Annotated in this window: 10 protein-coding genes; 7 read left to right on the top strand and 3 right to left on the bottom strand. The window is 61.0% G+C overall.

The window, feature by feature from the left end; genetic code table 11:
• The first annotated feature begins 1 nt into the window (after window position 1).
• Both BI347_RS07895 and BI347_RS07900 read left to right on the top strand, forming a co-directional pair.
• Window positions 2–1,606, top strand: a complete 1,605-nt coding sequence (locus tag BI347_RS07895) for a carboxyl transferase domain-containing protein (protein WP_071115662.1) — start codon at window positions 2–4, stop codon at window positions 1,604–1,606.
• Window positions 1,607–1,609: 3 nt separating this feature from the next.
• A complete protein-coding gene (locus tag BI347_RS07900) occupies window positions 1,610–3,574 on the top strand; it encodes an acetyl/propionyl/methylcrotonyl-CoA carboxylase subunit alpha (RefSeq protein WP_071115663.1) in 1,965 nt (654 codons plus the stop codon).
• A gap of 120 nt (window positions 3,575–3,694) precedes the next feature.
• Here BI347_RS07900 and BI347_RS07905 read toward each other — a convergent pair whose 3' ends face one another.
• The 3 genes from BI347_RS07905 to BI347_RS07915 form a co-directional block, all read right to left on the bottom strand.
• Window positions 3,695–4,078, bottom strand: coding sequence for a DUF1484 family protein (locus tag BI347_RS07905; RefSeq protein WP_071115664.1), 384 nt, complete (start codon window positions 4,076–4,078; stop codon window positions 3,695–3,697).
• Between the two features lie 69 nt (window positions 4,079–4,147).
• Complete coding sequence (locus tag BI347_RS07910; RefSeq protein ID WP_071115665.1) at window positions 4,148–4,549, bottom strand: DUF1484 family protein; 402 nt, start codon at window positions 4,547–4,549, stop codon at window positions 4,148–4,150.
• A gap of 272 nt (window positions 4,550–4,821) precedes the next feature.
• Window positions 4,822–5,355 (bottom strand): DUF1484 family protein, encoded by a 534-nt coding sequence (locus tag BI347_RS07915; RefSeq protein WP_338032375.1) that lies wholly within the window; start codon window positions 5,353–5,355, stop codon window positions 4,822–4,824.
• A 352-nt stretch (window positions 5,356–5,707) separates the two neighbouring features.
• Here BI347_RS07915 and BI347_RS07920 point away from each other — a divergent pair, with 352 nt between their 5' ends.
• From BI347_RS07920 to BI347_RS07940, 5 genes are read left to right on the top strand one after another with little or no spacing between them, the layout of a single operon-like run.
• Window positions 5,708–6,319, top strand: coding sequence for a restriction endonuclease subunit S domain-containing protein (locus BI347_RS07920; protein WP_071115666.1), 612 nt, complete (start codon window positions 5,708–5,710; stop codon window positions 6,317–6,319).
• A 23-nt stretch (window positions 6,320–6,342) separates the two neighbouring features.
• Window positions 6,343–7,866, top strand: a complete 1,524-nt coding sequence (locus tag BI347_RS07925; protein WP_071115667.1) for a type I restriction-modification system subunit M — start codon at window positions 6,343–6,345, stop codon at window positions 7,864–7,866.
• Window positions 7,856–9,082, top strand: a complete 1,227-nt coding sequence (locus tag BI347_RS07930) for a restriction endonuclease subunit S (protein WP_071115668.1) — start codon at window positions 7,856–7,858, stop codon at window positions 9,080–9,082. Before BI347_RS07925 ends, BI347_RS07930 begins: the two co-directional genes overlap by 11 nt.
• A complete protein-coding gene (locus tag BI347_RS07935; protein WP_071115669.1) occupies window positions 9,083–10,141 on the top strand; it encodes a virulence RhuM family protein in 1,059 nt (352 codons plus the stop codon).
• On the top strand, window positions 10,138–13,428 hold the full coding sequence (locus BI347_RS07940; protein WP_071115670.1) for a type I restriction endonuclease subunit R: 3,291 nt from the start codon (window positions 10,138–10,140) through the stop codon (window positions 13,426–13,428). The genes BI347_RS07935 and BI347_RS07940 overlap by 4 nt, the downstream gene beginning before the upstream one ends.
• Window position 13,429: the final 1 nt, after the last annotated feature.

The following is a 13,429-nucleotide window of genomic DNA, read 5'->3' on the forward strand; positions in this document are numbered from 1 at the left end:
TATGTCTCGAATCGAATCGCGCCTCCCTGCCAGCGGCGAGGCCTATGAGCGCAATATGGCGGCCTATAGCCTGCTGCGCGGGCAGATCGCCGCCGCCCGCGACGCCGCCTTGCAGGGCGGCGGCGCCGAGGCCCGCGCCAAGCAGGCGGCCAAGGGCAAGCTGTCCCCGCGCGAGCGGCTGTCGCTGTTGCTGGACCCCGGCACACCGTTTCTGGAGATAGGCCAGTTGGCTGGCCACCAGGTCTACGACCACGCGGTGCCCTGCGCCGGCATCGTCACCGGCATCGGCATCGTCTCCGGCCACGCGGTGGCGGTGTTCGCCAACGACGCCTCGGTCAAGGGCGGCACCTACTATCCGCTGACGCTGCGCAAGCATCTGCGCACCCAGGACATCGCGCGCGAGCTGGGCCTGCCCTGCCTGTACCTGGTTGATTCCGGCGGCGTCTACCTGCCGCTGCAGGAAGAAATCTTTCCGGACGAGCACCATTTCGGCCGCATCTTCCGCAATATCGCCGAGATGTCGGCGCTGGGGCTGCCACAAATCTCGGCCGTGCTCGGCTCATGCACCGCCGGCGGCGCCTACATCCCGGCGATGAGCGACGAAACCATCATCGTGCGCGGCAACGGCTCCATCTTCCTCGGCGGCCCGCAACTGGTGCGCGCGGCCACCGGCGTCATCGTCGACGCCGAGACGCTGGGCGGCGCCGACGTCCACACCCGCGACAGCGGCGTGGCCGACCATTACGCGCTCAGCGACGAGCACGCCATCCAGCTGCTGCGCGACATCGTCGCCCGCCGCGGCGTCGGCAAGCAATACGCGCCGCCGCAGGCGCCGCTGCCGCCGCGCCACGATCCCGCCGAGCTGCCAGGCATCATCAGCGCCAATCCGCGCGAGCACATTCCGGCGCGTGAAATCCTGGCCCGGCTGCTGGACGATTCGGCCTTTGTCGAGTACCGCGCCCGCTTCGGCACCAGCATTCTGTGCGGTACCGGCCATATCGGCGGCTACCCGGTGGGCGTACTGATCAACGATGGGGTGCTGTTCTCGGAGAGCGCGCAAAAAGCGGCCAACTTCATCGAAATATGCTCCCAGCGCGGCATTCCGCTGCTGTTTTTGCACAATATCAACGGCTTCATGGTGGGCGCGGAGTACGAGGCCGGCGGCATCGCCAAGCACGGCGCCAAGATGGTCAACGCCGCCTCCTGCGCCCGCGTGCCCAAGTTCAGCATCCTGATAGGCGGCAGCTACGGCGCCGGCAATCTGGCGATGTGCGGCCGCTCCATCGGCCCGCAGCTGATGGCGATGTGGCCCAACGCCAAGACCACGGTGGTGGGCGGCGAGCAGGCTGCCACCGTGCTGGCGCTGATCCGCGCCGAGCAGTTGGAAAAGCAGGGCAAGAGCTGGACGGCGGAAGAGGAGGAGACCTTCAAGCGGCCGATACGCGAGGCCTACGAACGGCAGGGCCAGGCGCTGTACGTCGCCTCCCGGCTGTGGGTGGACGCCATCGTCGACCCCGCACAAACCCGAGAGTGGCTGGCGCTCAGCCTGGCGCTGGCTGCCGCCACTCCCGCCCGCGAAACCCGTTTTGGCGTCTTCAGGATGTAGCCCATGTTCAAACGAATTTTGATCGCCAACCGCGGCGAGATCGCCCGCCGCATCGCCCGCAGCTGCCAGCGGCTGGGCATAGAGTTTGTCGCCGTCCACTCCAGCGCCGACGCCGGAGCCGACCATCTGCAGGGCGCCGTCGCGCGCGAATGGATAGGCGAGGCCCCGGCCAGCGCGAGCTATCTGAACGGCCAGGCCATCATAGACGCCGCGCTGCTCAGCGGCAGCGAGGCCATCCACCCCGGCTACGGTTTCCTGTCGGAGAACGCCGGCTTCGCCCGCGCGGTGGCCGAGGCCGGCCTGGTCTTCATCGGCCCGGACGCGGACACCATCGTCCAGATGGGCGACAAGGCCCGCGCGCGCCAGCTGATGGAGGCCGCCGGCGTGCCGGTGCTGCCTGGCTCGCCGGAGGCCACCGAATCCTACGGCCTGATCCAGGAGACCTGCGCCGAGATCGGCTATCCGGTGATACTCAAGCCGTCTGCCGGCGGCGGCGGCAAGGGCATGCAGGTGGTGTGGAGCGAGGCCGGGCTGCGCGAGGCGGTGGACGCCGCCGTGCGCATCGGCCGTTCCAGCTTTGGCGACGGCCGGCTGCTGGTGGAGCGCTACGTCTCCCAGCCGCGCCACCTGGAGGTGCAGATCTTCGGCGACGGCCGAGGCGCGGCCGTGCACCTGTTTGAGCGGGAATGCTCGCTGCAGCGCCGCCACCAAAAAATCGTGGAGGAGGCGCCCGCCTGCGGCCTGCCGGCCGACACCCGCGAGGCGCTGCTGTCGGCCGCCGTGCGCGGCGCCCAGGCGATAGGCTACCGCAACGCCGGCACCTTCGAGTTCATCCTGGCGCCGGATGGCTGCTTCTACTTCCTGGAGGTGAACACCCGGCTGCAAGTGGAACACCCGGTGACCGAGGCCATCACCGGGCTGGACCTGGTGGAATGGCAGCTGCGCATCGCCGCCGGCGAGGGCCTGCCGCTGGCCCAGGGCGACATCCGCGCCGACGGCCACGCCATCGAATGCCGCGTCTACGCCGAGGACCCGCTGCGCGAGTTCGCGCCGATGCCCGGCGCCGCGCTGCACGCGCGCTGGCCGGCGCAGCTGCGTGTAGACGCCGCCTTCGACCACGGCGGCGCGGTGCCGGCCTTCTACGACCCCATGCTGGCCAAGCTGATCGCGCACGGCTCCGGCCGCGGCGCGGCGCTGGCGCAATTGCAGACCGGCCTGCGCGACACCGAGCTCTTGGGCCTGACCAGCAATCTGGGCTTCCTGCAGCGGCTGCTGCGCGAGCCGCAGGTGCAGGCCGGCCAGCTGCACACCCATCTGGTGGACGAGCTGGCGGCGGAGCCGGAGGCCAACCGCCTCACGGCCGGGGTGGCCTGCGCCGCCGCCATCCGCCAGGCGCAAGCCTGCGCCGAATCCGCCTCGCCCTGGCAGGGCGGCGTCGGCGCCTACGACCGCGCCGCGCTGGACCCCGATGCGCCGCTGGGCCGGGTGGCCTACCGCAGCGGGGCCGAACGCTGGCAGGCCTGGCTGCTTGAGCACGACGGCGAGCAGACCCTGGTGCGGGTGGACGGGCGGCGCCATGCCGTCAGCCTGGCCGGCGCCGGCGAGCGCTGGCAGGGCGAGGTGGACGGCTGGCGCTGGTACGCGCTGCTGCGCGGCGACGATGTCGAGCTGAGCGTCGGCGGCCAGCGCGTGGCCCTGCGCGCCGAACAGGCGGAACAGGCCGAGCAGGAGGCCGGCGGCGGCCTGCAGGTGCGCACGCCAATGCCCGGCACTGTGGTGGCCTTGCCGCTGGCGGCGGGCAGCCGGGTGGAAGCCCAGCAGGTGGTGGCCATCGTGGAGGCGATGAAGATGGAAAACCGCCTATACGCCCCCTGCGCCGGCATTGTGGCCGAGCTGCACTGCCAGGTCGGCGACATCGTCAACGCCGACGCGCTGCTGGTCAGCCTAGGCCCGGACGAGGCCGAGTAGGCCGCCTGATCCGGCAAGGCGATGGCCCGCTCCGCAGAAAGGCGGGGATTTGTCCACGGTACCCGGAACAGTCCACAAAGCAAACAGCCCACCCCGCCATCCGGCCGGGTGGGCTGTTTGCTACACCCGGCCTATCAGCTGATGGCGGGCCAGCAGCAGTTCCCGATGCAGCGGGGTGAGCAGGCTGAACAGCTGGCGGCCGGGGAGTGGCGTGCCGTCTGCCAGGCGCAGCAGGTCCAGCAGTGATTGCATGCCTTCGCTGGCGCGGGCCAGGGTTTGGTTGCTGGCGCTGAGGGTTTGCTCAATGTCCTGGTTGAGCTCCGCCAGCCTTTCCACCAGCAGGCACAGGGCGGTGGGGCTGTGGCGGGTGAGCGGGTTTTGCAGTTTGGCGATGATTTGGTTCAGCTCCACCAGCGCCGCCACGGTGGCGGGGCGATGGTTTGGCTTGCCGGCATTGGGTTCGTTGCCGGGTGTGGGCGGGGTAAACGGGGTGATGTTGGACATGCGTTTTCCTCCATGACTGGATAGCGGAAACCGCCGGGCCTGCGCGCGCCGGCCCGGCGGGCTGGGCGCTTACAGCGCGCGGGTGAGTAGGTGGAGCGGCGGGTCCATGTGCTTATCCAGCGGCGCCAGCATCTCCTTCAGCCGGCTGGACGGCAAGCGCACGTCGTCGCCCAGGCATGAGAGCAGGTCCATCATGGATTCCAGGCCCAGCTGCGCGTGGGCCAGGTGGGGGATGGATTCCCTTACCGCGTCCTCCATCTCCCGGCACAGGTGGGCCAGTTGCGCCACGGGCTGGCGCAGGCTGGCTAGATCGGGATCGGCCAATTGCTCCTGCAGCTGGGCAAAGGTCTGGTTCAGCTTGGCCAGTGGCGCGGTTGGGTGGGATGGCCGCAGATGGCGGTGTGGTCCGTGGCCATGCGTCTGGGGGCGGATGTGCAAGGCAAACGGCGCAAATTCAGTGGGGTGGTGCATGCGTATCCTCCAGCGAGAAAGCCCGCCCACCCGGGCGCGAGCCAGCGCCTGTCCGGCCAGCGGCCGGGGAAAGGCCAACGCGCGCGGGCGAGCGGTAAGTCAGTGCGTCCCGTGCGGGGCGGAGCAAGCGGCGAGGGCGGAAGGTGCCTGATGCGCAGGCGGCGAGGGGCGTGATGGGTGGGTGCGCCCCCAAGGTGCCGCCACGCCGCTGCCCACCCCAACACGGGGTTCTCAGCGGCCGCCGTGCCCGGATGGGCCGCGGCGGCAGCGGCTTACAGCACGCCGGTCAGCCGGCTGAGCGACGCTTCCACCCGCTTGTCCAGCGGCTGCAATAATTGCAGCAGGCGGCTGGAAGGCAGGCGCACGTCGTCGCCCAGGCAGGCAAGCAGGTCCAACAGCGCCTGCAGGCCCAGCTGGCTGTGGGCCAGGTGGCAGATGGTTTCCACCACCGCGTCTTCAATGTCGCGGCACAGATGCGCCAGCTGCGCCGCCGGCACGCGGGCGCAGGCCTGCGGCTTGCGGGCAAGCTGGTCCTGCAAGGCGGCAAAGGCATCATGCAGCCTATGCATGGCCAACAGGCTGGGCTGGGACAAAGAGGCAGACGCCCCGGAACGGAGCAAAGGGCTGGGGGATACGGCAAGGTGAGACGCACTGCGGGAAATGCTAGACATAGCAAGATCCTCACGGAGATGAGTGCTCAATCCTGCTTTCCCGACGCCAATCGGGGGTGGCAGGCGCATGGCGGGATTGGCGTTACCGGCATCTCCTCCGGCGTGTCTCGCGACACTCCCACCACGGCCCGCCATAAATTGCGCGTAGCAATGATGATCGAACTGGCGCGGCGAACGCGGCAGTTCGATGGAAGATGTAACAGGACGCCAATCCCGGTGCCGCTATTGAACGGCACGGGGAGATTATCTAGCCGAGAGGCTTGGCAGGCAAGTGCAGAAGTACGTATGAACAGGCGCGACGAGGCGCGCTGATGTGAAGGTAGGCTGTTTGCAGAGGCCAAGGGTAGGGTAAACACCGCTCAAACCACGGTTCCAGAACGCCATGCTGATGGGTGTGTTTTTTTTGCAGCAATGAGTAAGAAACAATAAATTGACGGGCAGAGCTGCGCGGAATAATATGCATCATCAACGATGAAACGGTGAAGGCATGCAGCTGAAATACCTTGCCAAAATCTCTGCCGGGCATCCCTTTAGAGGGAAGATTGCCGAGTCGCCAGGCTCGGGGGTTGTCGCCGTGCAGATGAAAGATGCCTCAACACCAGACGGTGTGAATTGGGCCGGCTGTATTGAAACCGAGCCCACTGGCCGCCGGGATGACTGCCTGCAAGTGGGCGATATCCTGGTGGCGGCGCGTGGCAGCCACAACTACGCTGTGCTGATTGACGATGCGCTTACCGCAAGCGGCAAGCAGGCCATCGCCGCGCCGCAATTTTTTATTGTGCGTGCCACTGCGGCCCAGCTGTTGCCCGAATACCTGTGCTGGTTTCTCAACCAGCCCCCCTGCCAGCGCTATTTTGACCTGAATGCCGAGGGTACCCTCACCAAAGCCATCAAGCGCAACGCTTTGGACGAAATACCCATTGCCGTGCCGGATCTCGCCCGGCAGCAGGCCATCGTTGGCCTGGCCCATACCTTGCGGCAAGAACTGCGCCTGATCGAACAACTGCGCCGGAATGGCGAGCAACTGCAGGCGGCGATGGCCAATCAGCTCGCCGCCGACCTGTTCGCCGAACCCGCGCCTGCAACACATCACCGTTAAAAATACGCATTCAAGGAACCACCATGACCGAGCAAATCAACCAGGACGACATCAATAAAGCGCTATGGGCGGCCTGCGACACCTTTCGCGGCACCATCAGCGCCGATACCTACAAAGACTTTGTGCTCACCATGCTGTTTCTGAAATACATCAGCGATGTCTGGCAGGACCACTACGACGCCTACCAGAAGCAATACGGTGACGAGCCGGAACTGATTGCCGAAATGCTGAAAAACGAGCGCTTTGTGCTGCCGGCGGAGGCCAGCTTCTACCAGCTGTACCAGCGCCGCCACGAGCCGGGCAATGGCGAGCGCATCGATCAGGCGCTGCACGCGATTGAAGAAGCCAACGGCACCAAGCTCAAGGACGCGGGCAAAAGCGTGTTTCAGGACATCAGCTTCAACACCGACAAGCTGGGCGAAGAAAAGCAGAAAAACACCATTCTGCGTCACCTGCTGGAAGACTTTGCCAAGCCCGAGCTCAACCTCAAGCCCAGCCGCGTTGGCATGCTGGACATCATCGGCAACGGCTATGAGTTCTTGATCAAGAACTTCGCCGCCAGCGGCGGCCAGAAAGCCGGCGAGTTCTATACCCCGCCCGAGGTTTCCGAACTGATCGCCGAGCTGCTGGACCCGCAGCCGGGCGACACTATTTGCGACCCAGCCTGCGGCTCGGCCTCGCTGTTGATGAAATGCGGCCGCAAAGTGGTGAGCAATCACGGCAGCAAAAACTACGCGCTGTACGGGCAGGAAGCCATAGGCTCCACCTGGTCGCTGGCCAAGATGAATATGTTCCTGCACGGCGAGGACAACCACAAAATCGAATGGGGCGACACCATCCGCAACCCCAAGCTGCTGGATAAAAACGGCGAGCTGATGTTGTTCGACATCGTCACCGCCAACCCGCCGTTTTCACTTGAAAAATGGGGGCATGACGAAGCCGAAAACGACAAATACAGCCGCTTCCGCCGTGGCATTCCGCCCAAAACCAAGGGCGACTACGCCTTTATCCTGCACATGATCGAAACGCTGAAACCCGGCAGCGGCCGCATGGGCGTGGTGGTGCCACATGGCGTGCTGTTTCGTGGCAGCAGCGAGGGCAAAATCCGCCAGAAGCTGATTGAAGAAAACCTGCTCGACGCGGTGATCGGCCTGCCGGAAAAACTGTTCTACGGCACCGGCATCCCGGCGGCGATCCTGATTTTCAGCAAGGAAAAATCCGACAGCAAGGTACTGTTCATCGACGCCAGCCGCGAATGCAAAGCTGGCAAAAACCAGAACGTCCTCACCGAAGACAACATCGCCAAAATCGTCAGCACCTACCGCGAAGGCCGCAGCATAGAGAAATACGCCTATCTGGCCAGCCTGGACGAAATCCGCGACAACGACTTCAACCTCAACATCCCGCGCTACGTCGATACTTTTGAAGAAGAAGAAGAAATCGACCTGCTGGCGGTGCGTGCTGAGCGCGAGGCTTTGAAAGCGCAACTGACTGCATTGGAAAGCGAGATGGCGAAATACCTGCAGGAGTTGGGTTATGGTGCCTAAGGGGTGGGAGCAAAACACACTTAGTGGGATTGTGAAGGAAAAAATCTCATACGGAATTGTTCAAGCTGGACCGCACATTGATGATGGGGTGCCATATATCAAAAGCTCTGATGTTCGAGGCGGCATTAACCCAAATCAGCTTCAAAGAACAAGTCATGATATTCACCATAAATATCGGCGTTCAGCAGTTCATCCCGGTGATATCGTTTTTTCGCTGCGTGGCAATATTGGCGAAGCAGCAATTGTTCCAAGTGAGTTAAAAGAAGCCAACTTAACACAAGGCACGGCACGGATTTCTGTTTCGAATGAGCACGACAGTTTATTTCACTATTACCAAGTAACTAGCACTTCCATTTTGAACCATGTAAATGCCCTGAGCAAAGGGAGCACATTTAAAGAGATATCATTAGAAGAACTTAGAAAAGTTAGGGTGCTTTGTCCCCCATTAGCCGAACAAAAGAAAATCGCCCAAATCCTCTCGAATTGGGATCAGGCCATCGCTACCACCGAGCGCCTGCTCGACCTTGCCCAGCAGCAGAAAAAAGCTTTGATGCAACAGCTGCTCACCGGCAAAAAACGCTTTCCGGGATTTGAGGGGGAATGGAAGGCTGTCAAATTGGGAAGCATTTTCTCAAGGGTGACAACACGTAATGATGGCCAATCAGAGAATGTAGTTACTATTTCTGGTCAGCAGGGCTTGATTCGGCAGGATGAATACTTCAACCGCACTGTGGCATCAGAAACACTGGACAATTATTTCCTATTGAAGAAAGGCCAGTTTGCATACAACAAGAGCTATTCCATCAGCTACCCCATGGGAGCGATCAAGCGCCTCAATCGCTACGACGACGGAGTGGTGACGACGCTGTACATTTGCTTTGCATTGGCCGCAAAGGATAAAGCAGATAGTAACTTCTTTGAGCACTATTTCGAATCAGGCTTACTTAATCGTGGCTTAACACAAATTGCACATGAAGGTGGTCGTGCTCATGGGTTGCTGAATGTAAAACCCGCTGATTTCTTTGACTTGAAAGTGCCGCTACCTGTTCTGGCTGAACAGGTGAAAATTGCTGCGACTCTTACATCAGCCGACCAAGAAATCCAAGCCCTGCAATCCCAGCTCGACGGTCTGAAACAAGAGAAGAAAGCCCTGATGCAGCAACTGCTGACCGGCAAGCGCCGCGTGCAGTGCGCGCTGGACGAAGCGGAGGCGTGAATGACGGATCCGAACACCTGGCCCGCGGCGCCTGCCGGCGAGTTCATCATGTTCTCATCGGCCGATGGCCAGGTGCGCATCGAATGCCGCTTCGAGAACGAGACGCTGTGGCTGTCGCAAGCCACCATGGCCGAACTGTATGGCAAGGATGTGCGCACCATCAATGAGCACCTGCAGAACGTGTTCAAGGAAGCGGAGCTGGACCCGGCGGCAACTATCCGGAAATTCCGGATAGTTCGTCAGGAAGGGGCGCGTCAGGTCTCTCGCGAGATTGATCACTACAGCCTGTCGGCCATTCTGGCGGTGGGCTACCGCGTGCGCTCCCCCCGTGGCACGCAGTTCCGGCAGTGGGCGACACAGACGCTGCAGGAATACCTGATCAAGGGCTTTGTGATGGACGACGAGCGGCTGAAAAACCCGCCCGTTGGCCCATCCGTGGTGCCCGACTATTTTGGCGAGATGCTGGAGCGCATCCGCGACATCCGCGCCAGCGAGCGGCGCATGTATCTGCGGGTGCGGGAGATTTTTGCGCTGGCGGCCGACTATGAACCCTCGTTCAAGGACACCACGCAGTTCTTCCAGATCATCCAGAACAAGCTGCACTTTGCCTGCACCGGCCTGACCGCCGCCGAGCTGATACATCAGCGCGCCGATGCCAGCCAACCGCATATGGGCTTGACCAGCTACAAGGGACATGAGGTGCGCAAGGCGGATGTGACAGTCGCCAAAAACTATCTGAATAGCGCCGAAGTGGATGAATTGAACCGGGTGGTGAGCATGTGGCTGGATTTTGCCGAAGACCAGGCCAAGCGCCGGCAGCAGATCTTTCTGCGCGACTGGCAGGACAAGCTGGACCAGTTCCTGCAGTTCAATGACCGTGATGTGCTGCACGGTGCGGGTAAGATCAGCAAGCAGATGGCCGATGAAAAAGCAGCCGCCGAGTATGAGCAGTTTGCCCAGCAGCAACGCAGGCTGAAAGAGGCGGAGGGCGAACGGGACATTGCGGCGCTTTTGGCATGGGACAGTAAACGCGCCAGCAAAAAGAAGGATCAGCCATGAAGCAAGCGTTCTCGCCCAAATTTCAAGAGGAATACAGCGCCAAAATCCCCGCGTTGACGCTGCTGAGCCAGCTGGGCTGGATCTTCCTGCCCCCCGTACAGGCCTTGGCCCAACGCGGTGGCAAGCAGGATGAAGTGGTGTTGCGCGATGAACTGCGACGGGTATTGCAGACACGGCGCTTTCGCTTTGAGGGGCGTGAGCAGGTCTTGTCGGATAAGGCAGTGGATAAGCTGATTGCCGAGGTGTGCAGCCCGGCGCTGAATGAAGGCCTGGCGCTGGCGAATGAGAAACTCTACAACCACATGCTGTACGGCATTTCGGTGACCGAGTTTGTAGAGGGCAGGAAGGCCAGCCCGACTATTGCGCTGATCGATTGGGAAACGCCGGAAAACAATAGCTTTCTGTTCACCGAGGAATACAGCGTCACGCGCTCGGGCGGAATGGATAGCCGCCGTCCGGATATTGTGTGCTTTGTGAACGGCATCCCGCTGGTGATCATCGAGGCCAAGCGCCCCGATGGCAATGCCAAAAAAGGGCCGACCATTGCCGAGGGCATTTCGCAATCGCTGCGCAATCAGCGCCACGATGAAATCCCGCGCCTGTTTGCCTATGCCCAGCTGATTTTATCCATTAACGGCACCGATGGCCGCTATGGTACTTGCGGCACGCCAGCCAAGTTTTACGCTGCCTGGCGCGAGGAGGATATCGCCGATGCCGAGATGGCGGCGATCAAGAACAAGCCCTTGAGCGGGCTGCAGATCGATACCCTGTTCACGCATCGCGCTGCCAAAGATTTGCAGTGGTATCAATCCCTGCTGGCCGGCGGCGAGTTGGCGGTCAGCGGCCAGGACAAATTACTGATCAGCTTGCTTGGGCCCGCCCGCCTGCTGGAGATGGTGCGGTATTTCACGCTGTACGACAAAAAAGCAGGCAAGATCGTGGCCCGCTATCAGCAGGTATTCGGCATCAAGCGGCTGATCGCCCGCATCAACACCCGCCGCGCCGATGGCGGGCGTGAAGGCGGCGTGATCTGGCATACCACCGGCTCGGGCAAGTCATTCACAATGGTGTTTTTAAGCAAGGCGCTGATCCTGCATGAGTCGTTGAAGGCATGCCGCATTGTGGTGGTGACGGACCGTATTGACCTGGAAAGCCAGCTCTCCAAAACCTTTGCTTCGGGCGGCGAGTTATCCGGCAAGAAAGATAAGGAAGCGGCGCTGGCCACTTCCGGCAAGCGGCTGGCGGAGCAGATCAGTACCGGTACCGAGCGCATTATTTTCTCGCTGATTCACAAGTTCAATACCGCGACCAAGCTGCCGGAATGTGTGAATACCAGCCCCGACATCATTGTGCTGATTGATGAAGGCCACCGCAGCCAGGGGGGCGAAAGCAATATCCGCATGAAGCAGGCCATGCCCAAGGCCGCCTTTGTGGCGTTTACCGGCACCCCGCTGCTAAAGGACGACAAAACCACCAGCAAATTCGGCCCGATTGTGCATGCCTACACCATGCAGCGCGCAGCGGAAGACGAAGCCGTTACCCCGCTACTGTACGAGGAGCGCATCCCCGATCTGGATATCAACGATAGAGCGATTGATGCCGGCTTCACCCGTATTACCACCAGCCTGACCGACAAGCAGAAAGCCGACCTGAAGCGCAAATACGCCAAACGCGGCGAGCTGTATCGCGCTGACGATCGCATCCAGCTGATAGCCCGCGATATTGCTGAGCATTTCGATAAGAACATCGACGCAGGCCTCAAAGGGCAGTTGGCGTGTGATAGCAAGGCATCGGCGATCAAGTACAAGAAATACCTGGATGAAGCTGGGTTGTTTGAATCTGCTGTTGTGATTAGCGCGCCGGATACCCGTGAGGGCAATTCGGAAGTGGATGAAGCCTCGATCCCTGAAGTGACGCAGTGGTGGAAAGACAATGTCGGCTCGCAGGATGAGCAGGTCTACACCAAGCAGGTGATCGAGCGTTTCGACAAAGATGAATCGCTCAAGCTGCTGATCGTGGTGGACAAGCTACTTACCGGCTTTGACGAGCCGAAAAATACCGTGCTGTATATCGACAAGCCGCTGAAAGAGCACAACCTGATTCAAGCAATTGCCCGCGTCAACCGCCTGCACCCCTTGAAAAAATTTGGCTTGCTGATCGACTATCGCGGCATTCTGGCCGAGCTGGATACCACCATTGCCAAGTACCAGGACTTGGCTGCACGTACGCAGGGTGGTTATGACATCAACGATATCGCCGGTTTGTACAGCCCGATGAGCACTGAGTACAAACGCCTGCCGCGCCTGTATAAGCAGCTGTGGGCCATTTTTGATGGGGTGAAAAACAAGAATGACATCGAACAGCTGCGCCAGGTGCTTATCCCGAAAACGGAAGAGCGTAACGGCGAGCTGCTTGATGTGAACCAGAAGGTGCGAGATGACTTCTACGAAGCACTCAGCGAGTTCTCCAGTTGCCTGAAAGTAGCGCTGCAATCGGCAACTTTCTTTGAGGACACGAGCTTTAGCGATGCGGATCGCCAGCACTACAAGGAAACGGTAAAGCAGTTCTCCAGTTTGCGCCAATTGGTGAAGCAGGATACGGGTGAAACCATCAACTATGACGACTACGCCACCCAGGTAAAGAAATTGCTGGATAAGCATGTCGTTGGCGTCGAAGTGCGCGAACCGGGCGGCACGTATGAAGTTGGCAAAATGGGCAGCAAATCCAAGCCGGAAGACTGGTCGGAAGAAAAAACCCGTAACGAAACCGACATCATCAAAACCCGGGTGGCGAAGATGATTGAGCAGGAGTTACGCGATGACCCGTATGCGCAAGAGGCCTTCTCCAAGCTGCTGCGCGATGCCATTGCCGAGGCGGAAAAGCTGTTCGATCATCCAATCAAGCAATACTTGCTGTTCCACGAGTTTGAAGCAAAAGTGCAGCAGCGCCAGTTGGATGAACTGCCGGATGCCTTCACGGGCAATCGCCATGCGCAGGCTTATTTCGGCATCTTTAAAAAGACGTTGCCCGAGGTGTTTGCCATCCGCGATGCACAGGTGCAAAGCAAATGGGTGGCATTGGCGTTTGATATCGACCAACTGGTTGAGCAAGTGGTTGGCGAGCATTCCATCAACCCGCAGAACATTGAAGCCAACATCCGCAAGCAATTGCTGCCGCTCTTGTTCAAAGAATGCAAAGCGATTGGCGCAGGCATGGATCAGGCTAAAGCCATGGTGGAATGGGTGGTGCAAATTACCCGTGTTGGCTTGAATGCAGCCGGGGTTTGAG

Source organism: Chromobacterium sphagni (assembly GCF_001855575.1).
Classification (GTDB): Bacteria; Pseudomonadota; Gammaproteobacteria; order Burkholderiales; family Chromobacteriaceae; genus Chromobacterium; species Chromobacterium sphagni.

Bases quoted from the DNA above. Each gene is read 5' to 3' on its own strand.
- BI347_RS07910 (WP_071115665.1), bottom strand. From the start codon at position 4,549: ATGCACCACCCCACTGAATTTGCGCCGTTTGCCTTGCACATCCGCCCC.
- BI347_RS07900 (WP_071115663.1), top strand. From the start codon at position 1,610: ATGTTCAAACGAATTTTGATCGCCAACCGCGGCGAGATCGCCCGCCGC.
- BI347_RS07935 (WP_071115669.1), top strand. From the start codon at position 9,083: ATGACGGATCCGAACACCTGGCCCGCGGCGCCTGCCGGCGAGTTCATC.
- BI347_RS07930 (WP_071115668.1), top strand. From the start codon at position 7,856: ATGGTGCCTAAGGGGTGGGAGCAAAACACACTTAGTGGGATTGTGAAG.
- BI347_RS07940 (WP_071115670.1), top strand. From the start codon at position 10,138: ATGAAGCAAGCGTTCTCGCCCAAATTTCAAGAGGAATACAGCGCCAAA.
- BI347_RS07920 (WP_071115666.1), top strand. From the start codon at position 5,708: ATGCAGCTGAAATACCTTGCCAAAATCTCTGCCGGGCATCCCTTTAGA.
- BI347_RS07895 (WP_071115662.1), top strand. From the start codon at position 2: ATGTCTCGAATCGAATCGCGCCTCCCTGCCAGCGGCGAGGCCTATGAG.
- BI347_RS07925 (WP_071115667.1), top strand. From the start codon at position 6,343: ATGACCGAGCAAATCAACCAGGACGACATCAATAAAGCGCTATGGGCG.
- BI347_RS07915 (WP_338032375.1), bottom strand. From the start codon at position 5,355: ATGGCGGGCCGTGGTGGGAGTGTCGCGAGACACGCCGGAGGAGATGCC.
- BI347_RS07905 (WP_071115664.1), bottom strand. From the start codon at position 4,078: ATGTCCAACATCACCCCGTTTACCCCGCCCACACCCGGCAACGAACCC.